Origin of the sequence: Azovibrio sp., assembly GCF_049658005.1 — a bacterium.
Classification (GTDB): domain Bacteria; phylum Pseudomonadota; class Gammaproteobacteria; order Burkholderiales; family Rhodocyclaceae; genus Azovibrio.
In genome coordinates, this window is the sequence record NZ_JBASOH010000053.1 from 1 (window position 1) to 21,353 (window position 21,353).

16 protein-coding genes and 1 pseudogene are annotated in these 21,353 nt (G+C 63.6%); 13 read left to right on the forward strand and 4 right to left on the reverse strand.

Going from position 1 to position 21,353, the window contains the following annotated elements; all coding sequences use genetic code 11:
- Positions 1-322 (reverse strand): annotated as a pseudogene (locus WBH99_RS05715) (2-oxopent-4-enoate hydratase); the annotation flags it as partial.
- Positions 323-337: 15 nt separating this feature from the next.
- Positions 338-1,162 (reverse strand): alpha/beta fold hydrolase, encoded by an 825-nt coding sequence (locus WBH99_RS05720; RefSeq protein ID WP_424219150.1) that lies wholly within the window; start codon positions 1,160-1,162, stop codon positions 338-340.
- A gap of 591 nt (positions 1,163-1,753) precedes the next feature.
- Here WBH99_RS05720 and metG point away from each other — a divergent pair.
- The 3 genes from metG (at position 1,754) to WBH99_RS05735 (ending at position 6,245) form a co-directional block, all read left to right on the forward strand.
- Positions 1,754-3,895, forward strand: a complete 2,142-nt coding sequence (metG, locus tag WBH99_RS05725) for a methionine--tRNA ligase (RefSeq protein ID WP_424219151.1) — start codon at positions 1,754-1,756, stop codon at positions 3,893-3,895.
- Positions 3,896-4,285: 390 nt separating this feature from the next.
- Positions 4,286-5,974, forward strand: coding sequence for a SulP family inorganic anion transporter (locus WBH99_RS05730; protein ID WP_424219152.1), 1,689 nt, complete (start codon positions 4,286-4,288; stop codon positions 5,972-5,974).
- Positions 5,964-6,245, forward strand: coding sequence for an acylphosphatase (locus WBH99_RS05735; protein WP_424219153.1), 282 nt, complete (start codon positions 5,964-5,966; stop codon positions 6,243-6,245). Before WBH99_RS05730 ends, WBH99_RS05735 begins: the two co-directional genes overlap by 11 nt.
- A gap of 42 nt (positions 6,246-6,287) precedes the next feature.
- On the opposite strand, the gene WBH99_RS05740 is transcribed toward WBH99_RS05735, so the two are convergent.
- Positions 6,288-7,988 (reverse strand): GGDEF domain-containing response regulator, encoded by a 1,701-nt coding sequence (locus tag WBH99_RS05740; RefSeq protein WP_424219154.1) that lies wholly within the window; start codon positions 7,986-7,988, stop codon positions 6,288-6,290.
- A gap of 66 nt (positions 7,989-8,054) precedes the next feature.
- Positions 8,055-11,504 carry a DNA polymerase III subunit alpha gene (gene dnaE, locus WBH99_RS05745; RefSeq protein WP_424219155.1) on the reverse strand — a complete coding sequence of 1,150 codons (3,450 nt, stop codon included), beginning with the start codon at positions 11,502-11,504 and terminating at the stop codon, positions 8,055-8,057.
- A 74-nt stretch (positions 11,505-11,578) separates the two neighbouring features.
- On the opposite strand from dnaE, the gene WBH99_RS05750 reads away from it, so the two are divergent.
- The 10 genes from WBH99_RS05750 (at position 11,579) to WBH99_RS05795 (ending at position 21,017) form a co-directional block, all read left to right on the forward strand.
- Entirely contained in the window at positions 11,579-12,571 is a 993-nt protein-coding gene (locus tag WBH99_RS05750) for a phosphate/phosphite/phosphonate ABC transporter substrate-binding protein (protein WP_424219156.1), read from the forward strand.
- A 3-nt stretch (positions 12,572-12,574) separates the two neighbouring features.
- Positions 12,575-14,050 (forward strand): sensor histidine kinase, encoded by a 1,476-nt coding sequence (locus tag WBH99_RS05755; RefSeq protein WP_424219157.1) that lies wholly within the window; start codon positions 12,575-12,577, stop codon positions 14,048-14,050.
- Positions 14,043-14,492 (forward strand): response regulator, encoded by a 450-nt coding sequence (locus WBH99_RS05760; protein ID WP_424219158.1) that lies wholly within the window; start codon positions 14,043-14,045, stop codon positions 14,490-14,492. The genes WBH99_RS05755 and WBH99_RS05760 overlap by 8 nt, the downstream gene beginning before the upstream one ends.
- Positions 14,489-15,376 (forward strand): GGDEF domain-containing protein, encoded by an 888-nt coding sequence (locus tag WBH99_RS05765; RefSeq protein ID WP_424219159.1) that lies wholly within the window; start codon positions 14,489-14,491, stop codon positions 15,374-15,376. The genes WBH99_RS05760 and WBH99_RS05765 overlap by 4 nt, the downstream gene beginning before the upstream one ends.
- A gap of 124 nt (positions 15,377-15,500) precedes the next feature.
- Positions 15,501-17,180: an ArnT family glycosyltransferase gene (locus WBH99_RS05770; protein ID WP_424219160.1), complete on the forward strand. Its 1,680-nt coding sequence runs from the start codon at positions 15,501-15,503 to the stop codon at positions 17,178-17,180.
- Positions 17,177-18,373 (forward strand): sialidase family protein, encoded by a 1,197-nt coding sequence (locus WBH99_RS05775; RefSeq protein ID WP_424219161.1) that lies wholly within the window; start codon positions 17,177-17,179, stop codon positions 18,371-18,373. The genes WBH99_RS05770 and WBH99_RS05775 overlap by 4 nt, the downstream gene beginning before the upstream one ends.
- Entirely contained in the window at positions 18,370-18,918 is a 549-nt protein-coding gene (locus tag WBH99_RS05780; RefSeq protein ID WP_424219162.1) for a hypothetical protein, read from the forward strand. Before WBH99_RS05775 ends, WBH99_RS05780 begins: the two co-directional genes overlap by 4 nt.
- Positions 18,915-19,916, forward strand: coding sequence for a glycosyltransferase family 2 protein (locus WBH99_RS05785; protein WP_424219163.1), 1,002 nt, complete (start codon positions 18,915-18,917; stop codon positions 19,914-19,916). Before WBH99_RS05780 ends, WBH99_RS05785 begins: the two co-directional genes overlap by 4 nt.
- 619 nt (positions 19,917-20,535) lie before the next feature.
- Positions 20,536-20,748, forward strand: coding sequence for a TA system antitoxin ParD family protein (locus tag WBH99_RS05790; RefSeq protein ID WP_424219164.1), 213 nt, complete (start codon positions 20,536-20,538; stop codon positions 20,746-20,748).
- Entirely contained in the window at positions 20,745-21,017 is a 273-nt protein-coding gene (locus tag WBH99_RS05795) for a type II toxin-antitoxin system RelE/ParE family toxin (protein ID WP_424219165.1), read from the forward strand. The genes WBH99_RS05790 and WBH99_RS05795 overlap by 4 nt, the downstream gene beginning before the upstream one ends.
- Positions 21,018-21,353 lie beyond the last annotated feature (336 nt).

Here is a 21,353-nt window from a genome sequence, read left to right on the forward strand (position 1 = left end):
TCTCGCCTTCGGCCTTGGGCTGGATCAGCGTATCCATCGAAATCGACTGGCCCTCGTTGTAGACCATGCCGTCCAGCAGGTAGCCAAAATCCGGCTGATGCACCCCGAGCAGATTCATCACCGCAGCGCTGGTGACGCCGATCTTCTTGCCAATGACCTTCTCACCCTTCTCCAGGCGGCGGGCAAGCATGCGCTGCTGAATGTGGTAAGCATCCTCGATGCTGATGTCGAAGCCGCGCGAGGTCAGCGGGCTGACCGTCTTGCCGGAACACAGGGCGGCGTACAGCTCGTCGCCCAGTTGGGTGATTTGTGCCTGTTCCATCTTGTTTTCCTGAAATCAGCCGGCCAGGAAATGGCCGACGAGCTGGTTGAAATCGGCGCTGTATTCAATCTGCACCCAGTGGCCGCAGCGACCGAAGACATGCAGTTGCGAGTCGTCGATCCAGCAGTTCAGCGTTTGTGAATTGCTAAGCGGAATGATTTGGTCGTCGCGGCCGTGAATGATCAGCGTCTTGTGACGGATCGCCCGGATGTCGGCTTCGGCACTGGCCATGGCGTCGACCCAGCGCTGCCGCGGGGCCGGGAACATGGCGGAGAAGGATTCCTGAAAGCCGGGGCGGATGCTCGCGTAGTAGCGCAACTCAGCCAACTCGTCGGTAACCAAGCTGCGGTCGTAGGCAAAAAGGTCGAGCAGACGACGCATCGCCTCGATCGATGGCTCGTAGCCCCAGGCGGCATCGAGCCCGGGGGTCAGCGTGAAGGGCACGCCGACACTCCCCATCAACACCATCCGGCGGACTCGCTGCGGATGGCGGATGGCCAGCGCCAGGGCGATGGCACCACCAAACGAATTGCCGACGAGGTCGGCCTGCTCGATGCCAAGCGCGTCAAGCACACCGATGGCATGCGCCACCCAGCCGTCAATGCCATAGGTGATGCCATCCGGCCGCTCGGTATAGCCGAAGCCCACCATGTCCGGCGCAATCACGCGCCGCGAACGGGACAGTTCGGGTAGCACCAGCCGCCAGTTGGCCCAGGCGGTGACGCCGGGACCGGAACCGTGGATCAACAGCACAGGCACCCCACTGCCGACATCATGGACGTTGGTGGCGATACCGCCAGCGACGATCTGGCGGCCGATTTCGGGAGAGTTCGTGGTCATGCTCCGCACCCCTTACCGGTTGAGGCAGCCGTTCTCGAGTGGATACCGCCGTTCTTGAGTCCGCCATGGAACTGATGCGAATGGAAACCAACACGCTCTTCGATGCCGAGCCCCCACGTCTGAACATATCCAGGACGAAGTGCACTTGTCTTTGTCATTTTCGGGTCATCTCCTTTTTTTGAATGGGGTCATCACGAATGGGGTCATCACGAATGGGGTCATCACGGTACATAGGGCATCACGGTTTCGTTAAGGGCAACAGGTTTACCAATACGATATTTTCAATCGGTCTCGATGTCAACTTGACTGCGGGTAATCGCTTTCCATAACAATGACATATCCGCCCGCCGCGCACGGAGGGTCCGCCGTGGCGACTGCGAGGGGGTTCAGGCCATTCCGGACCAGAGGAAGCCCCTGGGCTGGGACCCGGCACCGTGACCGTCCGGCCAACGGCATCTTTCCTGTCCTGATCGAGCGTTGCATCCTTGCGGCTCGAATGAGCGGGACATCTTCGGTCACGCGGAAATATTGGGGATTCCCCCCTCGGCAAAGTAAAATCGCGCTCTTTCCTCAAGTCACGCTGGAAGCGCCATGTCCACCACGCAGCCCCGCAAGATCCTCGTCACCTCCGCCCTGCCCTATGCCAACGGCGCCATCCACCTGGGCCATCTGGTCGAATACATCCAGACCGACATCTGGGTGCGCTTCCAGAAGATGCGCGGCCATGAATGCTGGTATGTCTGCGCCGACGACACGCACGGTACCCCGGTCATGCTGCGGGCCGAGCAGGAAGGCATCACTCCGGAACAGCTGATCGCGCGGGTCCATGCCGAGCATTCGCGCGACTTCGCCGGTTTTCTGGTGAATTTCGACAACTATTACAGCACCCACTCCCCCGAGACCCAGGAGTGCGCCAACCTGATCTACCGCCGCCTGAAGGAGGCCGGCCTGATCGAGGTGCGCACCATCGAGCAGTACTACGACCCGGTCAAGGCCATGTTCCTGCCCGACCGCTTCATCAAGGGCGAGTGCCCCAAGTGCGGCGCCAAGGAGCAGTACGGGGACAACTGCGAGGCCTGCGGCGCCGCCTACACCCCGAACGAGCTGAAGAACCCTTACTCGGCCGTTTCCGGCGCCCCGCCGGTCTTGAAGAACTCCGAGCATTACTTCTTCAAGCTCTCCGCGCCCCAGTGCCAGAAACTTCTGCGCCGCTGGACCCGGGAGAAAGGCCGCCTGCAGCCCGAGGCCGCCAACAAGCTGCAGGAATGGCTGGGGGAAGAAGGGGAAAACAAGCTCACCGACTGGGACATTTCCCGGGACGCCCCCTATTTCGGCTTCGAGATTCCCGATGCCCCGGGCAAGTATTTCTATGTCTGGCTCGACGCCCCGATCGGCTACATGGGCTCCTTCAAGAATCTGTGCGCCAGGAAGGGCCTGGATTTCGACGAATGGTTCAAGCCGGATTCAGAAACCGAGCTCTACCACTTCATCGGCAAGGACATTCTCTACTTCCACGCCCTGTTCTGGCCCGCCGAACTTGCCTACGCCGGCTTTCGCACCCCCAGCAAGATTTTCGCGCACGGTTTTTTGACCGTGGATGGGGCCAAGATGTCCAAGTCGCGCGGCACCTTCATCACCGCCGCAAGCTACCTGGCCCAGGGCCTCGACCCGGAATGGCTGCGCTACTACTTCGCCGGCAAGCTCACCAACACCCTGGAAGACCTGGATCTCAGCCTGGACGACTTCGTCGCCCGGGTGAATGCCGATCTGATCGGCAAGTACATCAATATCGCCAGCCGCTCGGCCGGCTTCATCATCAAGCGCTTCAACGGCCAACTGGCCCCTGCCGATGCCGATCTGCCTGCCATCCGGGCGATTCAGGAAGCCGCGCCGCGTATCGCCGAACTCTTTGAAGCCCGGGAATTCGGCAAGGCCATGCGCGAGGTAATGGCCCTGGCCGACGGGGCCAACCAGTATGTGGATCGCGTCAAGCCCTGGGAACTGGCCAGGCGGGAAGGCCAGGAAGTGGAACTGCACGCCGCCTGCTCCAACAGCCTCAACCTGTTCCGCCTGCTCACCGTGCTGTTGAAGCCCGTGCTGCCCGACGTCGCGAAAAAGGTGGAAACCTTCCTCAACGTCGCCCCCCTGACTTGGGACGACACCGCCACCCTGCTCGCCGGTGGCCATGGCATCCAGCCCTACCAGCACCTGATGACCCGCATCGACCCGAAACAGGTCGCCGCTCTGGTGGAAGCCAACAAGGCCAGCCTGGCGCCGGCCGACACGACCGCCAGCCAGGCGGCGCCGGCCCGGGCCGCCGGGCATTCCCCGCAGCGGCATGGGGAAAAGCAGCAGCATGAGGCCCAGGCCGCCGAGGCCGCCGCCGCGGCCGGCCCCCACATCAGCATCGACGATTTCATGAAGCTGGATCTGCGCGTGGCGAAGATCGTCGAGGCCAGCCAGGTGGAAGGGGCCGACAAGCTGGTGCGGCTCATGCTCGACATCGGCGAGGAGAAACCCCGGCAGGTGTTCGCCGGCATCAAGTCCGCCTACGACCCGGCCCAGCTACAGGGCCGCCTCACCGTGATGGTGGCCAACCTGGCGCCGCGCAAGATGAAGTTCGGCCTGAGCGAGGGCATGGTGCTGGCGGCTTCCGACCCGGAAGGCAAGACCAGCGGCCTTTACCTCCTCGCCCCCGACCCGGGCGCCCAACCCGGCATGCGGATCAAATGATGGCGCGGCATGAGTTTCCTCGTAAGCTTCCTCGTAAGCTTCCTGAAAGACGGCGGCAGTAGGATGACGAACAAATGAATCAGAGTACCCCATCTGCCCTTACCCCTGCCGACTCTGGCCAGCCAACCCTGGCCTGCCAACCCTGGGCTGGGTCGTCTGCCTGCTTGCCGATCGGCCGGGCAGGCGGCTCATTGCCTTGGGCGGCAGTGCCGCTGGCCAACGGCACTCCCCTGCTGCACCTGGGTTTCCCCCAGATCCTCCTGGAGACCATGCTTTGTACCGGCTCCGGTTTTTCCCTCCCGCTGTGCCGGGCACCGTCCCGCCTCCTGGTCGCGGTAGCCCGCCCTGCCCAGCTGCGGCAACGAGCCCGGACCCCATGCTGATTCCATCATGAAAATTTCCTTCCACCCCAAACTGCTCGACTGTCTTCCCGGCTACACCCAGGCGCAACTGGGCAAAGACATCGCCTCCGGCATCACCATCGGCGTGCTGGCCCTGCCGCTCGCCATGGCCTTTGCCATCGCCTCCGGCGTTTCGCCGGCCGCCGGGATCTGGACCGCCATCGTGGCCGGCTTCATCATCTCCGCCCTGGGCGGGTCGCGGGTCCAGATCGGTGGCCCTACCGGCGCCTTCATTCCCATCATCTATGGCATCGTCGCCACCTACGGTTTCGGCAACCTGCTGATTGCCACCATGCTGTCGGGTATTTTCCTGCTCGCCATGGGCATCTTCCGCATGGGGCAATTGATCCGCTTCATCCCCGTCTCGGTGGTGATCGGCTTCACCAACGGTATTGCCGTGGTGATCTTCATGGCCCAGATCAAGGATTTTCTCGGCCTGCAGATCGATAGCCTGCCGCCCGAGTTCTTCTCCAAGATCAAGACCCTGGCCGCCAGCTTCCACCTCATCCACTGGCCGACCCTGGCGCTTTCCCTGGCCTCGCTGGCCTTCCTGCTGTTCTACAACCGCATGGCCCAGGTGCCCAGACTGGCCTACCTGCGCCGGGCCCCCGGCCCCCTGGCGGTGCTGGTGCTGGCCACCGCCACCACAGCCCTGCTCGACCTGCCGGTGGAAACCATCGGCAGCCGCTTCGGCGGCATTCCCCAGGGGTTTCCCGGCATTTCCCTGCCGCCCCTGTCCCTGGAAACCCTGGGCAAGCTGATCTCCCCGGCCATCACCATCGCCCTGCTGGGCGCCATCGAGTCCCTGCTCTCGGCCCGGGTGGCCGACAGCAGCATCGAGGACCGGCACGACCCCAACCAGGAACTGATCGCCCAGGGCCTGGCCAACATCGCCGCCCCCCTGTTCGGTGGCTTTGCCGCCACCGGCGCCATCGCCCGCACCGCCACCAACATCCGCTCCGGCGGCCGCACCCCCATTGCCGGCATGGTGCATTCCCTCGTGCTGCTGGCCATGGTGCTGATCCTTGCCCCCCTGGCCAGCTACATTCCCCTGGCCACCCTCTCGGCGATCGTGGTGGTGGTCGCCGTCAACATGGGGGAATGGCACGAATTCAAGAAGTTGCGCCGCTTCTCCAACAACTACCGGGCCATCCTGCTATCCACCTTCTTCGTCACGGTGATCTTCGACCTGACCCTCGCGGTGGAACTGGGCATGGTGCTGTCCTGCCTGTTCTTCATCTACCGCATGTCGGAGCTGACCCGGATCGAACGCCTGCCGCTCAAGGAACACGAGCGGGAACCCGTCTTCCTCCATCCGGACGGCAGCCTGCGCATAGCCGCCTGGCGCCTCTATGGCTCCCTTTTCTTCGGCGCCGTCAACAAGCTGGAAGCCCTACTGGACCCTCATGCCGGCCATCCGGAAGTGGTGATCCTCGACATGCAGAGCCTGATCCAGCTCGACACCACCGGTCTCGAAGGTCTGGAAAACCTGCTCAATCAGCTGCAAAAACGGGGCTGCACCTTGATCGTGTGCGGCCTCAACTCCCAACCCGGCTCCCTGCTCTACCGCTCCGGTTTCATCGACCACCTGGGGGACGAGAACGTCTGCCCCGACCTGACGGCTGCCCTGGCGCGGGCCGGCGAGCTGCTTCCCCCGCTGCAGGAAGATGAAGCCTGAACGCCTGCACCTCCTGATCTCGGGCCAGGTCCAGGGGGTAGGTTACCGGGCCAGCCTGCAGCGGGAAGCCGTGGCCCGCCATGTCTCAGGCTGGGTGCGCAACCTGCGGGACGGACGGGTGGAAGCCCTGGTATGCGGCAGCGCCTTCGCGCTGGAATCCCTGCTCGACTGGGCCCGCCAGGGTCCGCCCGGCGCCCGGGTGGACGATATCGACTGCCGCCCGACGACAGAGCCGCCGCCCGCAGACTTTACTATCCGGCCTACCGCCTGAACACCCAGGACAGCCCGTGTCACGCACTGGAACCGGTTGTGGCTACTTCGGAGTGCCTTCCAGTCGAACGTCCGCCAGTCGAGCGTCCGCCAGTCGAGTGTCCTCCAGTCCCGGCGCGGGAAGCTGACAGGACTGGAAGCTCCCCGCCAGCACCACCTGATTACGCCCGCCGCGCTTGGCTTCGTACAAAGCCTCGTCAGCCGCTTCGAGCATGGGCTCAAGACAACGGGGCTGACAATCCACACAGGTGGAAAGCCCGGCGCTGAAGGTCACCCTGAAGTCTCCCCCGGGAATGCTAAAAGCGATCCGGGCAAAGTCCTGGCGGATGGTATCGAGAATTTCCCTGGCCTTGGCCGGGCTCACGCCCACCAGCCCCACCACGAATTCCTCGCCGCCGTAACGGCCGACGATGTCCCCCCGGCGCAGCCGCTGGCGCAACAGCCAGGCCAGGCTGCGGATCACCTGATCTCCGACCGGATGGCCGTAATTGTCATTGACGCTCTTGAAGTGGTCGATGTCGATCATCGCCACCACCACATTGCGATCCTCCTGCCCGGAAAACTCCAGGGCGGCGGAGATGGCCTGCTTGGTGCTGATATGGTTGAGCAGGCCGGTCAGACTGTCGTTCAACATGGAACGGCGCAGGGCCCGGTAACGCTCGATCTTGCTTTTGACCACCGCGTTCATCACCACCGGGTTGAAAGGCTTGGTGAGAAAGTGGTCGCCCCCGAGCCGCAGGGCATCGACCTGCAGGGCGATGTCGGTCTCGCCGGATAGATAAACGATGGGGATGCTGAGGAATTCATCGTACTGGCGGATCACCCGGGCCGCCTCCACCCCGGTGCAGCAGGGCATGTACATGTCCATCAGGATCAAGTCGGGTTGAAACTGGCGGATGGCGCCCAGGGACAAGCTGGGGTCGTGCAGGACCTGGGTGACGATGCCGTTTTCTTCCAGGCTGCGGCAGATCACCCGCGCGGCGGTACGCGAATCTTCCACCACCAGCACCCGGTAAGGGTCACGTTCGACGCTGCCATTCAACTCCAGCACCTGGCCGACCACCTGTTGCAAGGGAGTCCCCACGGTCAGGCAGCGATCGGCCCCCAGCCGCAAGGCCTGGTCCAGGGCCGTAAACTCGGAAGGCACCCCGATGCAGATGATCTGGGCCAGGGGGTGACGTTCGCGCAACCGCCCCAGGGGGGCCAGCCAGCGCTCCTGCGGCAGACCGCCCAGATCGGCCAGAAAAAGGCTGCCGCCGCTTTCATCCAGGGCAGGAACCTCCCAACTGCCCTGCTGGACCCGCACGCCAAAATAGCCAAACTGGGAAACCAGCTCATGCCAGTGACTGCCAGCCGTCCCGACCAGTTGCAGTTGGTAGGCGCTGGCCGGCAATTCCACCACCGCTTCCGGGCTTTTCTTCCGACGCTCCTGCAGTGGTTCGGCAGCCGTGTCGAAATTGCGCAGCAACTCCCCCACCCTGGCCACGCCCCGGTCCAGCTCTTCCATGGCGGAGTCGGAAATAGGATGGCTCGACTCGTCACCAAACAGCGACAGCGCCCGTTGCTCGAGCTGGCGACTGGCGTGCAGCAGCCCGGTCAGGGACTTGTCGATGAGGAAATCCGTGAGACTGTTGAGCAACAGGGCAAATTCGACGAAGTTGTCGAAGCAGGGCTGAGCCAGATAACGGGACCAGGCCGCCTGGAGCGCCATTTCCTTTTGTGGCAGGGCGGGGTTCAAAACCATGATGGCAGGCAGTCTAGCGTGATGACGAATTCATCACAAGGACAAACCCGGGGACCCGGCCGGCACTCAGGCATAGACGATCTCCACCTGCGCGGGACTCAACCAGTCATGGAGTTCTTCGAGCAGGCCGTCATCCAGGCTGACCCGATAGGCCGGGCCCAGCACCAGTTCGCAGGAGGCCTTGCTGTTGCGGTAGTGAATACGGACGGGGGCCGTACCGGGGAACGGCGCCAGAGTCACCTTGAGCCGCTGCACATCGGCCTGGCCGTTCATCTTCAAGAGCAGATTCCGGGCAAAGCGGGCCCGCGCTTCACCTAGCGTCATCAACTGGTTGGCGGCAACCCGCAGCCCTCCGGAAAAATCGTCGTGACTCACCCTGGCCTCCACGACCAATATCTCATCGACCACGATCTTCTTGCGCTCGGCCTCGAATAGCTCGTTGAATACCGAGACTTCCACCATGCCCGTGCCGTCGTCCAGTTGCAGGAACAGCATCTTGCCCCGCTTGGTCATCTGGGTCCGCAGGCCTGCCACCACCCCAGCCAGGGTGACCGGGTCCTTGGCGGGTTCGAGCTGGTTGAGACGGCGACGCACGAAGCGGGACAGCTCTTTTTTGACGCTATCGTAGGGATGACCGGAAAAAAAGAAGCCCAGGGCCTGCTTCTCCTGCATCAGTTTTTCCTTGTCGCTCCAGGGCTTGACCTGGACATACTGGGGCGCATGCGCCTCGGCAGCCGGGCCGGAGTCGAACAGGCTCGCCTGCAAGGCATTCTTTTCCGCCTGCTCCGCCGCCTCCATGGCAAGGCCAACCGAGGCCAGCAACTTGGCGCGGTCGGCATCCAGACTGTCAAAGGCCCCGGCCTTGATCAGGGCCTCGATGGTGCGGCGGTTCACCTGGCGCTTGTCCACCCGCCGGCAGAAATCAAACAAGTCCTTGAAGGCCCCGCCTTTTTCCCGGGCGGCCAGAATCACATTCACGGCCTGTTCGCCCGTCCCCTTGATGGCACCCAGGCCGTAGCGCAGGGTCTGGCGGTCCACCGGCTCGAAGCGGTAGGCGGAGGCATTCACATCGGGCCCCAGCAGCTTCAGCTTGTTGGCCGGCCCTACCGCATCCTCGTAGAAGATTTTCACCGTATCGGTGTTGTCCATGTCCGAGGACAAGGTGGCGGCCATGAAGGCCGAACAGTGATGGGCCTTGAGCCAGGCCGTGTGGTAAGTGACGACGGCATAGGCGGCGGTGTGGGACTTGTTGAAGCCGTATTCCGCGAACTTGGTCATCAGGTCGAAGAGCTGCTCGGCGAGCGCGGGGTCGTAGCCCTTCCTGGCCGCCCCTGCCGCGATGGTGGCCCGGTGCAGGGCCATTTCCTCGGCCTTCTTCTTGCCCATGGCCCGGCGCAGCATGTCGGCGCCCCCCAGGGTGTAGCCGCCGATGATCTGGGAAATCTGCATCACCTGTTCCTGATACACGATCACCCCATAGGTGGGGGAGAGGCAGCCGGTCAGGTCCGGGTGGAAGTAGTCGATGGCCTGCTGGCCTTTCTTGCGGAGGATGAAGTCATCCACCATCCCCGAGCCCAGGGGGCCGGGACGATACAGGGCGAGCACGGCGATGATGTCTTCAAAGCGATCCGGGGCGAGCTTCTTCAGGAGCTTCTTCATGCCTTCCGATTCCACCTGGAAGATCGCCGTGGTGTTGGCATCCTTGAGAATCTGGTAGGTGGCCGGGTCCTCGAAACCCAGGCTCATCAGGTCCGGCTTTTCCCCGGTCAGGCGCTCCACGTATTTCAGGGCCAGGTCGATGATGGTCAAGTTGCGCAGGCCGAGGAAGTCGAACTTCACGAGGCCGACTTTTTCCACATCGTCCTTGTCGAACTGGGAGACCGGCGAGGCATCGTTGCCGGTAGCCTGATAGATGGGACAGAAATCGGCGATGCGGCCCGGGGCGATCAGCACTCCCCCGGCGTGCATGCCGACATTGCGGGTCAGGTCCTCCAGGCGCCGGGCCAGGTCGAACAGTTCCTGCACCACTTCCCCATCCTGCTCGTCGGCCATCATCTCCTTCAAGGCCGGCTCCTGCTCCAGGGCTTCGGCGAGCGACACAGGTTTGTTCTGCACGATGGGGATCAGCTTGGAAATCCGGTCGCACAGGGAATACGGCAGGTCCAGCACCCGGCCCACGTCGCGGATCACGGCCTTGGAAGACAGGGTGCCGAAGGTGGCGATCTGGGAGACGGCTTCACTACCGTACTTTCCGCGCACATATTCGATCACCCGCCAACGGTTGTCCTGGCAGAAGTCGATGTCGAAGTCGGGCATGGAAACCCGCTCGGGATTGAGGAAGCGCTCGAACAGCAGGGCGTATTCGAGCGGGTCGAGGTCGGTGATGCCGAGGCTGTAGGCCACCAGGGAACCGGCGCCTGAGCCCCGGCCCGGCCCCACCGGCACGCCGTTGTTCTTGGCCCAGTTGATGAAGTCCGCCACGATCAGGAAGTAGCCGGGAAAGCCCATCTGGATGATGGTGTCGGTCTCGGTCTTCAGCCGCGCCTCGTATTCGGGGCGGCGCCCGGCCCGCAGCGCCGGGTCCGGGAAGCGTTGTTCGAGGCGTCTTTCCAGCCCGGCCCTGGCCTCGGCCACCAGAAAGTCATCCAGGGTCATGCCCGGCGGGGTCGGGAAGTTGGGCAGGAAGTTCTTGCCCAGGGTCATCTCGATATTACAGCGCTTGGCAATCTCCACCGTGTTTTCCAGGGCCTCGGGCAGGTCGGCGAACAAGGTCGCCATTTCCGCCTGGGTCTTGAAATACTGCTCGGGAGTAAAGGACTTCGGCCGGCGGGTGTCGCCCAGGGTATAGCCTTCGGCGATACAGACCCGGGCTTCGTGGGCGGTGAAGTCGTCCTTGTCGAGGAACTGCACCGGATGGGTCGCCACCAGGGGCAGTTGCAGTTCGGCCGCCAGGTCAGCGCTGGCCTGCACCAGGGCTTCGGCCTGAGGCTGACCGTAGCGCTGGACTTCCAGATAAAAGGCGCCGGGAAACAGGGCCTCCCAGGCCAGGGCCCGTTCCCTCGCCTGCTTGCCGTTGCCGGCCAGCAGGGCCTCGCCGACGTCGCCCAGATGGGCGCCGGACAGGGCAATGAGCCCGTCACAGCCCACGGCGGCAAACCATTCCCGCCGGATCTCGGCCCGGTCGCGCCGCCCGGGGGCGGTGAAGGCCCGGCTCAGCAGCTCACTGAGCTGCAGGTAGCCGGCCTTGTTGCGCACCAGCAGCAGCAGGCGGTGCGGACGGTCCGGTTCGTCGGGATTGCCGATCCAGCAATCGGCCCCGGCAATGGGTTTCACCCCCTTGCTCCGGGCACTGGTATAGAACTTCACCAGACCAAACACATTCATCAGATCGGTCAGCGCCAGAGCGGACATGCCGTCCCCGGCGGCCCGCTCGACCCCGTCCGCCACCCGGAGGATGCCGTCGGTGATGGAGAACTCGCTGTGAAGGCGCAGATGGATGAACTGGGGATCGGTCATGAAAGGAGTTCCTGGCGGGGCGTCATTTTACCCCGACCGGTGATCGGCATAGAATCGAATCAAAGGAGCGCGCCATGGGGCATGACGAAAAAAAACCGGTCGATACCCGACGCAGGCGTTGCCTGGGCCTGATCGGGGGGAGTTTGTTGCTGTCGGCCTGCAAAGGACAGCAAGACACGGAACAGCAAGACACGGAACAGCAAGACACGGGGCAGAAAGACACGGGGCAGAAAGACAGGCCTTACGCGCCCGCATTCGGTCCAGCTCCGGGCAACAAGGCGAAAGTCTATCTCTTTGGCGTCCACCCGCTGCACAATCCCAGGCGCTTATTCGAGACCTACGGCCCGCTGCTGAAGTATTTCAATCACGCCATCCCCAGCGCCAGTTTCCGCCTGGAAGCCTCGCGAGATTACGCCGAATACGACAAGAAACTCCGGGAACGCCACTTTGACCTGGGCCTGCCCAACCCTTACCAGACCCTGAAGGCACTGGAGCGGGGCTACCGGGTGTTTGCCAAGATGGGGGACGACCACAATTTCCGCGGCATCATCCTGGTCAGAAAAGACAGCGGCATCCAAGAAGTCAGCGACCTGCGCGGCAAGGCCGTCAGCTATCCCGCGCCCACCGCCCTGGCCGCCACCATGCTGCCCCAGCTTTATCTGCAGACCCACGGCCTGGACATCAACCGGGACATCGAGAACCGTTATGTGGGCTCGCAGGAATCCTCCATCCTCAATGTTTTCCAGGGCAAGACCGCCGCCGGCGCGACCTGGCCGCCGCCCTGGCAAGCCTTGTCGCATGAGCGGCCGGAACTGGCGGAGGCGCTGGAAGTGAAGTGGCAGACCGAATCCCTGCCCAACAACAGCCTGATCGCCCGGGACGATGTGCCAGAAGCGGTGGTCAGCGCCCTCAAGACCGTCCTGCTGCAGTTGCAGGATCACCCGCAAGGCCAGGCACTCCTGGCCCGCCTGCCGCTCAGCCGCTTTGAAGTGGCTGACAACGACACCTACCAGCCGGTGCGGGATTTCGTCCTGCGCTTCAGTCAACTCGTGCGCCCTCTGGATTGAACCATGCCCACGCTCCTGTCTGCCCTGCACCGGTTCTGGACCGGCTCCCTGAAACGTCAGCTGATCCTGGGTGTGGCCCTGGTGCACGCCCTGTTGATGAGCATCTTCATTCATGAGTTGATGAACCATGAAAAGGACTTTCTCCTGCGCCAGTCGCTCGATCAGGCCAGCAGCCTGGCCCAGACCCTGGCCACCAACAGCATGGACTGGGTCCTGGCCAACGATCTCGCCGGCCTGGAAGAACTGACCCAATCCCTGGCGCGTTACCCGGACCTGCGCTACGCCATGATCCTGGAACCCGATGGGCGGGTGCTGTCACACAACCAGCCCGGCATTGCCGGGCAATATGCGCTCGACCCGATCAGCCGCCGCCTGCTCGATGCACCGCACCAGTTGCAGGTCCTCTACAAGGACCGCGACCTGGTGGATGTCGCTGCCCCGGTGCAAGTTGGCGACGAGGTGATTGCCTGGGCCCGCATCGGCTTGGGCCAGGACCGGGTCAGGACCAATCTGCAGGAGGTCTTCAGTAGCGGCCTGAGATTCACCCTGGCCGCGATCCTGGCCGGCATCGGCTTTGCCTATTTCATGGCACGAGGGCTGACCCGGGATATTTCCACCCTGGTCAGGACGGCAGAAAGCGTCCGCCAGGGCCAGCACCAGCAGCGCGCCCAACTGCAGCGCCCGGATGAATTGGGGCAACTGGCAGCAGACTTCAACCTGATGCTGGACACGCTGGATGAACGGGAGCGCCGGCTGCGCGACAAGACCGAAGAACTGTCGCGCTCCAATGCCGAACTGGAGCGCTTCGCCTACATCGCCTCGCACGACCTGCAGGAACCCCTGCGCATGGTGGCTAGCTATGTACAACTGCTGGCCCGCCGCTATCAGGGCAAGCTCGATCAGGATGCCGACGAATTCATCCATTACGCCGTGGATGGGGCCACCCGCATGCAGCAACTGATCAACGACCTGCTCGCCTATTCCCGGGTCGGCACCCGGGGCGGCCAGATGGTTTCCACGGACTGCAACGAGATCCTGAAAGCCGCCTTGTTCAATCTGGGCCACAGCATCGAAGCCAGCCAGGCGCACATCCAGCATGACGGGCTCCCCACGGTTTTCGCCGACCCCAGCCAGCTGACCCAGGTGCTGCAAAACCTGATCGGCAATGCCATCAAGTTCCACGGCGCCGCCGCACCGGAAATTTATATCTCCGCCACGGATCAGGGTGACTGCTGGCGCTTTTCGGTGCGCGACCAGGGCATCGGCATCGCGCCGGAACAGAGCGAACGCATTTTCCAGATCTTCCAGCGTCTTCATACACCCGAAGAATACCCCGGCACCGGCATCGGGCTATCGATCTGCAAGCGCATCGTCGAGCGCCATGGCGGCCGGATCGGCGTCATTTCAAAACCCGGAGAAGGCTCGGAGTTCTGGTTTACACTCCCCAAAAACCCCATCCAGGATACCGCCCATGTTTGATGCCCAAGCGCGCACCCCCGTTCATATTCTGCCGGTGGAAGACAACCCCGGCGATGTGCGCCTGACCGTCGAAGCCCTCAAGGAAGGCAAGATTCTCGTGGATCTGCAGGTGGCCCGGGACGGGGTGGAAGCCCTTGCCATCCTGCGCCGCGAGGCTCCCTTCGAACACGCCCCCCGCCCCGACCTGATCCTGCTGGATCTGAACCTGCCCCGCATGGATGGCCGCCAGGTGCTGGAAATCATCAAGGCCGACGCGCAGTTACGCTACATTCCCGTGGTAGTGCTGACGACCTCGGCGGCCGAACAAGACATCCTCCAGGCCTACCATCTGCATGCCAACTGCTACATCACCAAACCAGTGGACCTGGAGCAGTTCATCCGGGTGGTCAAGGCCATCGACAATTTCTGGCTCACCATCGTATGCCTGCCCCAGAACTCATGAGCACGCCCCCCTTGCGCATTCTGTTGATCGAAGACAATCCCGGCGATGCCCGCCTGATCCGGGAAATCCTGCGCGACAGCGACACCCCGGTAAGCCTGGAAACCGCCGAAACCCTCAAAGACGGCTTTACACGACTCGAGAATGACCGTTTTGACGCCATCTTGCTGGACCTCACCCTGCCCGACAGCCAGGGGCTGGAAACCGTCCTGCGCATGCGCCAGCAGGCCCCGGAATTCCCCATCATCATCCTCACCGGGCTCAATGACGAAGCCACCGCCCTGCAGGCCATGCGCGAAGGGGCCCAGGACTTCCTGGTCAAGGGCAGCGTCGATGCGGCACTGCTGATCCGGGCCATCCGCTACGCCATCGAGCGCAACCGCATGCAGTCCGCCCTGCGCGCCCTGTCCTTGCTGGACGAACTGACCGGCATCTACAACCGGCGCGGCTTCATGACGCTCGCCGGGCATGAAATGAAACTGGCGCAGCGCCGCCAGACAGGCTTTTACCTGATCTTCATCGACGTAGACGGGATGAAGGAAATCAACGACCGTTTCGGCCATCCGGCCGGCGACCAGGCCCTGATCGCCACCGCCCACCTGCTCTCCGAAACCTTTCGTGGCTCGGACGTGGTCGCGCGCATGGGCGGCGACGAATTCGCCATTGTCACCAACGAGGCCAACGGAGACGGCCCAACTCCCATCATCTCCCGCCTGGAGGCCGCCGTCCGCCGCCACAATCAGGAACACCCCGAATCGCCCCCCCTGTCAATCAGCAGCGGAGCCGTATTTTTCTCCCCGGACAGCAAACTCTCCCTGGATGAACTGATCGAAGCCGCCGACCTGCTCATGTACAAAAACAAGCGCAACAAACGCGCCTGCCGCTGAACCGCGGCACCGCCTCGCCCTTCTCCAGCTCATCTTCCGGACACTTCCGGCTTGCCCACACCCAGAGGCGCGCTTAAGATGCAGCTCTTTGCCTCCGGGTGGCTCAGCCGCCCCCTGCCGGTCAATGCCCGCCCAGCAACATTTCAGTTCCCGCCCCTCCCCAGCCGCCCTTCCCCTCCTGGCATGGCCCGGCCTGTTTCTCATCGCAGCCCTGCTGCTCTGCCTGGGCACCTGGGAACCGACCGCCCTGACGGGCAAGGATGAATTCTTCCTGGGCTTGCGCACCCCCATGGAAATGATGGCCCGCCAGGAATGGTGGGTGCCTTTCCTGGATGGCGCGCCGCGCATCCGCAAACCGCCCCTGCTCTACTGGCTGACCCGCCTCAGCTACGAAACCTTCGGGATTTCCCTGTTCAGCGCCCGTCTGGTCACCGTCCTGTTTGGCGCCGGGCTGGTGACGGCGACCGTGGGAATTGGCCGCCGCCTGCTGGGCGACAATGGCATCGCCCTGTTTGCAGGCGGCCTCCTGCTCACCTTTCTCGGCCTGAATACCGAATCCCGCCGCCTGATGCTGGACATTCCGGTCGCGGCCCTGTCCACCCTGGCTTTCTGGGCTTTCCTCACCTGGCGGGAAAGCCCGCGCGCTCGCTGGCTTGGCCTCGCCGCCCTGCTGCTCGGGGCCGGCTTCCTGCTCAAAGGGCCGATCGTGGCGCTGGTCTGCGGCGGTGGCATGCTCGGCCTGATGGCCATCCACCGCTTTCCCTGGCACGAACTTTTCAAACGCTGGCCCGCCGTCCTCGGCAGCCTGCTGCTGATCCTGGTCATTGCCCTGCCCTGGTTTGTCCTGGTACGCCAGTTGCACCCGGAGGCCGCCGCCCTGGCCTATGCCGACGAAATGGAAGCCCGGCAACTGGCCCATTTCTCCCTGGACATGATTCCCGGCCTGCTGCAGATCGCCCTGCCCTGGTCCTTCGTGGCCCTGGCCCTGGTCTGGCAGAACCGCAAGACAATCTGGCAGCAGACCGGCGAAGACCGCCTGCTGCTGGTCTGGCTGCTGGCCACCTGCCTGCCCTTCTTGCTGGTGCGCACCTTTGAGCGCTACCTGGTGGGTTCCCTGGTGCCGCTTGCCCTGCTGCTGGCCTGGCAGATGCGCAACCTGGAACAACTGCCGACCTGGCCCGCCCGCCTGGGCATGGGCATCAGCCTCGTGTTGGGCGGGCTGCTGGCCGCCTTTGCCTGGCGCTTCGACCTGGGCGGCTGGTATTTCTGGCTGCCCACGGCCCTCTACCTGGCCTGGGCCTGGAGCCGTGGCCGGCAACGCCTGCACTGGCTGGCCGCCCCCCTGCTGTACTGGATCGCCCTGCTCTGGGGTGTTTTTCCCGCCCTGGGCGTGAATGCCATCCCCCCTCAGGCGCTGGAACTGGGCAAGACCCGGCAGATTGCCATGTACGATGGCCCGCAACCGGCCCTGCTGCCGATCCTGAGCGGCCGCCCCCTGCAACACTGGCCGCGGGTGGAAGCCACTCAGGCCCGGCAACTGATGGCGGCGGACGGCCTGATCTTCACCGACCGCGACGACCTGCCTCGCCTGCAACGGCAACTGGCCGAAGCCGGTCTGGCCGCCCAGGTCGAAGGAGGATACCGGACCCTGGCCAGCGCCGGCTCCGGCCTGCGTTTCGCCCGCAAGGGCGCAACCCTGGATGACTGGAAACGGGCCTGGAACACCCGGAATCTGGATCCGCTACTGACCCATATCGTGTGGCTGAAACTGGTGCCGGCCCAGACTGTCGCCCCCCCGCCATGAGGTCACCCGGCAAACCACGCCTGGCCCTGACCCTGGCGCTGCTGGCAGTGGCATGGACGGCATGGCAGGCCCCCCGGCCCGGGGCGCCGGCCTTCGCCCTCCCCGCGCCCCTCCCCGCGTCCCCCTTGCCCGAGCCTCGCCAGGCCGCCCATTTTGCAAGCCGGCTACTGCCCCTTGCGGCCGCCTCGGCGCATGCCGCCAGCCTCGCCCAATTACAGGATGGCACCTTGCTGATCGCCTGGTTTGCCGGCCGCAGCGAAGGGGCTGAGGATGTCGCCATTTACCTGAGCCGCCTGGAAAAAGAAGGCTGGAGCCTGCCCCGGACCCTTGCCAGCCGCCCCGAAACGGCGCGGCAATTGCGCCGCCACCTGCGCAAACTGGGCAACCCGGTCCTGCACGTCGATACCCGGGGGCGATTGCACTTGTTCTTCGTCAGCGTCTCGCTGGGTGGCTGGGCGGGCGCCTCCATCAATCACAAGTTTTCCGACGATGGCGGCCTGCACTGGAGCCCGGCGGTCAAACTCACCACCACCCCTTTTTTCAACCTCGGCACCCTGGTGCGCAACCCGCCGCTAGACCTGCAGGATGGCGGCCTGGGACTGCCGGCCTACCACGAATTCATCGCCAAGCAAGGCGAGTGGCTGCGCCTGGATACGCAAGGCCGGATCGTAGACAAAGTGCGCATGCCGCACCCCCGCGACACCCTGCAACCCACGCTGGCCGCCCTGGATGAGCAACGCGCCCTGGCCCTGCTGCGCGATGCCGGCCCCGGGCCCGGCCATGTGCAAGCCGTCAGCAGCCAGGATGCCGGCCTGAGCTGGCAAAGGGCGGCCACCCTGCCCATTCCCCACGCCAACGCCTCGATGGCCCTGCTGCGCCTGAGCGACGGCAAACTGCTGCTGGCCGGCAACCCCGGCAGCGGCCGGACCAGCCTGCTGCTCTACCTTTCCCGCGATCAGGGCCAGAACTGGCAAGCACTGGGTGCCGTGGAAACGGGGCGGGAAGCGGATGGAAAAGAAGCGGAATTCTCCTACCCCAGCCTGCTCCAGGCCAGCAATGGTGACATTCACCTTGCCTACACCTGGCGCCGCCGGAGCATCCGCCACGTCACCTTCAACCCGGCCTGGCTGGCGGCCCGGGCGCAGGGGGACATCACCCAGCCAGCCATCCCAGCAGCGGAGGACGGGCCATGACCCCGGCGCTATTGGGCTGGCTCGCCCAGGGGCTGCTGCTGGCTGCCCTGGCAGGCCGGCTGGCGCGCCGCTGGCAACCCCGCCTGGCGCTCCCCGTGCTGCTGGCCGGCGGCTGCCTGGCGTTCCTGCCGCTGCCCGGCATCGATAGCCTGGCCGCCTGGCTGCATGGGGTTTTTGGCCTACCTTCCATGACCCTGCTGCAACTGGCCCTGCTCACCTGCCTGGGCCGTCCCCTGCCCCCGGCCCCGGGCAGAAAAACCTGCCTGATCCTGCTCGCCCTGGCCCTGCTTTTTTATCTGACCGCCCTGGGCCTGGGGCCCCTCGACCCCTATGGCTGGGGCTTTCAGCCGCTTTTCCTGCTAGCCGCCCTGCTACCCTTGCTGATTTGGCTCTACCAGCAAGGACAAGCGGCCTGGCTGATGGTGCTGACCCTTGATCTGCTGGCGTACACTCTCGGCCTCCATCCCAATCTCTGGGATGCCCTGTTCGACCCGATACTTGTTCTGATCCTGGCCATGCCACTGGCCCGAAGGAAGTCTTCATGACCGATGCTGTTTCCCCGCCCCTCATTTCTGTTGTCATTCCCGTCTATGACGAAGCCGAGAATCTGCCCGACCTGGTGGCCCGGGTCGGCGCAGCCCTGGCCCGCACCAGCAAGCCCTTCGAACTGATCTGCATCGATGACGGCTCCCGCGATGACTCGGCCCACATCCTCGCGCAACTGGCCGCCCGCACCCCCTGGCTGCAACCCCGCTTCCTGATCCGCAATTACGGCCAGACGGCAGCCCTGCAGGCCGGTTTCGACATTGCCCGGGGACAATACATCGTCACCCTGGACGGCGACCTGCAAAATGACCCGGACGATATTCCCGAACTGATCGAAAAGATGGAAAACAGCCCGGAGATCGACATGATTTCCGGCTGGCGCAAGGCCCGTCAGGACGCGACCCTGTCACGCAAACTGCCCTCGATGATCGCCAACCGGCTGATTTCCAAGGTCACCGGGGTCAAGCTGCATGACTACGGCTGCGCCCTCAAGGTCTATCGCCGCGAAATCATCGAACGCATCCAGTTGTACGGAGAACTACACCGCTTCATCCCCATCCTGGCCGCCGAAGCGGGGGCCCGCATCGTCGAAGTCCCGGTCCGGCACCACGCCCGCACCCGGGGCACCTCCAAATACGGCATCGACCGGACCTTCCGGGTGGCGCTCGACTTGCTGCTGATCAAGTTCCTGATGCGCTACCTGCACCGCCCGCTACATGCCTTCGGCGGCATCGGCCTGTGGTTGCTGACCCCCGGCGCCCTGTCCCTGGCCTGGCTGGGAGGCCTGAAACTGATGGGGGAATCGATTGGCGGCCGCCCGCTGCTGCTGGTGGGGGTCATGCTCTGCCTGATGGGAGTGCAGTTGATCGCCATCGGCGTGCTGGGCGAAATCCTGATCCGCGTCTATCACGAACCCAAGGGCCGCGCTCTGTACCGCGTCCGGGCAGCCCCCCGGCCACGGCCCTTGCAGCCCGGCCCGGAAACCGCAAACCCATGACCCGATTCCGGCCGCCAAGCCGGAAACAGCAAGGAGCCCCACGGGCCTCACCCGGCGGCGACTTTCGCCCACCGTCGTCGGTGAGGATTGCGCCGGCAATCTCACGGTGGCCGCGACCCTCTTCAACGGACAGTCGCAATACTTCAAAATCTTGCGCCTGGATGAGCTGCTATTCACCATGTGGTCCTCGGCAAAATCGCCGAGGGTGCCACGGTTATCCCGCGCGTGCCACGTCATGAATCTGGCTGGCCTGCCTGGGCTGGGAGGCGGTCCGCCCACAGGGACGTGGTCTGCCCATGCGTATCCCGACCGCCCGTGAGTACGCTGCCGCTCACGCTTGATGGCTGGAGGATAGGGCTCATCCCGGACAGAAAACCGTGGTCTTATCCCTATTTTTCCTATTTTTCTTTTACGATTGTCGATAGTTGCACCTTGCTGAACGGGGAGGTAAAAGCAACACGCTTTTGCGATTGTCGGTCGCCTGTGCTTTGCATTCACTACGGGCTTGCCCAACCAACTTTTACGAATACCTTTTTTTCTTGAGGTAAATCGGTCATGGGTTTGACTCCTGAACGGTAATCGACTACATTTGTGGCGTATTGCCACTGGAGGTGCAGCCATGAGTATTTCGATTCGAATTGACGAGGCCTTGTACGAAACCGCCAAGGTGCGCGCCAAGGCCGAGATGCGATCGATCCCGCAGCAGGTGGCTTACTGGGCCAAGGTGGGGCGTGCTGCGCTGGACAATCCCGATCTGCCGATTGAATTTGTGCGCGACACCCTGCTGGCGATGGAGGAAGAATCCGAGCCCTTCGAATTGCCTGACGCATGACCATCGCGCTGTACCAGCGCCCGGCATTCAAACGGGTCTATAAGAAACTTCACGCCAACCAACGCGATGCGGTTCATGACGCCATGCGCGCGTTGATCGCCAACCCACTGCTCGGCGAGGAAAAAAAGGGCGACCTCGTCGGTGTGCGGGTGTACAAGTTTGATTGCGTCAACCAGCTGTATCTGCTCGCCCACCTCCACGACGAAACGTCGTGCACTTGGCTTGCCCTCGGTCCCCATGAGAACTTCTACCGCGACTTGAAGCGCTAACCATCTCACCCGCACATCCAGGTTACTGACGTGCATTCGCCTGCCGCACCATGAAAAACCCTGCCCCTCGTAAGAAGGGCAGGGTTTCAGTTTTACTGCACCCTCGGTGGACTGAGGGCTAGGGGACCAGGGCCTCCGCACTCGAATGGAATATATTCCCGGAGCATTACAAGGCGCAGAAATCGTTATCCCTCAGTGACTTACGGAAAACTTGTAAACACTGAGGAAATATCGTCTACTCTCATCTTTTGGGCGGTAAATCGTAGCCAAGGGCGCCGACTATCTCCTGGCCGTCAAAGGCAATCAACCCCGCTTGCACGAAGCGATTCACGCGGC

Coding starts and splice junctions, on each gene's coding strand:
- WBH99_RS05730 (WP_424219152.1), top strand. CDS start 4,286: ATGAAAATTTCCTTCCACCCCAAACTGCTCGACTGTCTTCCCGGCTAC.
- WBH99_RS05780 (WP_424219162.1), top strand. CDS start 18,370: ATGACCCCGGCGCTATTGGGCTGGCTCGCCCAGGGGCTGCTGCTGGCT.
- metG (WP_424219151.1), top strand. CDS start 1,754: ATGTCCACCACGCAGCCCCGCAAGATCCTCGTCACCTCCGCCCTGCCC.
- WBH99_RS05750 (WP_424219156.1), top strand. CDS start 11,579: ATGGGGCATGACGAAAAAAAACCGGTCGATACCCGACGCAGGCGTTGC.
- WBH99_RS05765 (WP_424219159.1), top strand. CDS start 14,489: ATGAGCACGCCCCCCTTGCGCATTCTGTTGATCGAAGACAATCCCGGC.
- WBH99_RS05740 (WP_424219154.1), bottom strand. CDS start 7,988: ATGGTTTTGAACCCCGCCCTGCCACAAAAGGAAATGGCGCTCCAGGCG.
- WBH99_RS05735 (WP_424219153.1), top strand. CDS start 5,964: ATGAAGCCTGAACGCCTGCACCTCCTGATCTCGGGCCAGGTCCAGGGG.
- WBH99_RS05795 (WP_424219165.1), top strand. CDS start 20,745: ATGACCATCGCGCTGTACCAGCGCCCGGCATTCAAACGGGTCTATAAG.
- WBH99_RS05785 (WP_424219163.1), top strand. CDS start 18,915: ATGACCGATGCTGTTTCCCCGCCCCTCATTTCTGTTGTCATTCCCGTC.
- dnaE (WP_424219155.1), bottom strand. CDS start 11,504: ATGACCGATCCCCAGTTCATCCATCTGCGCCTTCACAGCGAGTTCTCC.
- WBH99_RS05775 (WP_424219161.1), top strand. CDS start 17,177: ATGAGGTCACCCGGCAAACCACGCCTGGCCCTGACCCTGGCGCTGCTG.
- WBH99_RS05760 (WP_424219158.1), top strand. CDS start 14,043: ATGTTTGATGCCCAAGCGCGCACCCCCGTTCATATTCTGCCGGTGGAA.
- WBH99_RS05755 (WP_424219157.1), top strand. CDS start 12,575: ATGCCCACGCTCCTGTCTGCCCTGCACCGGTTCTGGACCGGCTCCCTG.
- WBH99_RS05790 (WP_424219164.1), top strand. CDS start 20,536: ATGAGTATTTCGATTCGAATTGACGAGGCCTTGTACGAAACCGCCAAG.
- WBH99_RS05720 (WP_424219150.1), bottom strand. CDS start 1,162: ATGACCACGAACTCTCCCGAAATCGGCCGCCAGATCGTCGCTGGCGGT.
- WBH99_RS05770 (WP_424219160.1), top strand. CDS start 15,501: ATGCCCGCCCAGCAACATTTCAGTTCCCGCCCCTCCCCAGCCGCCCTT.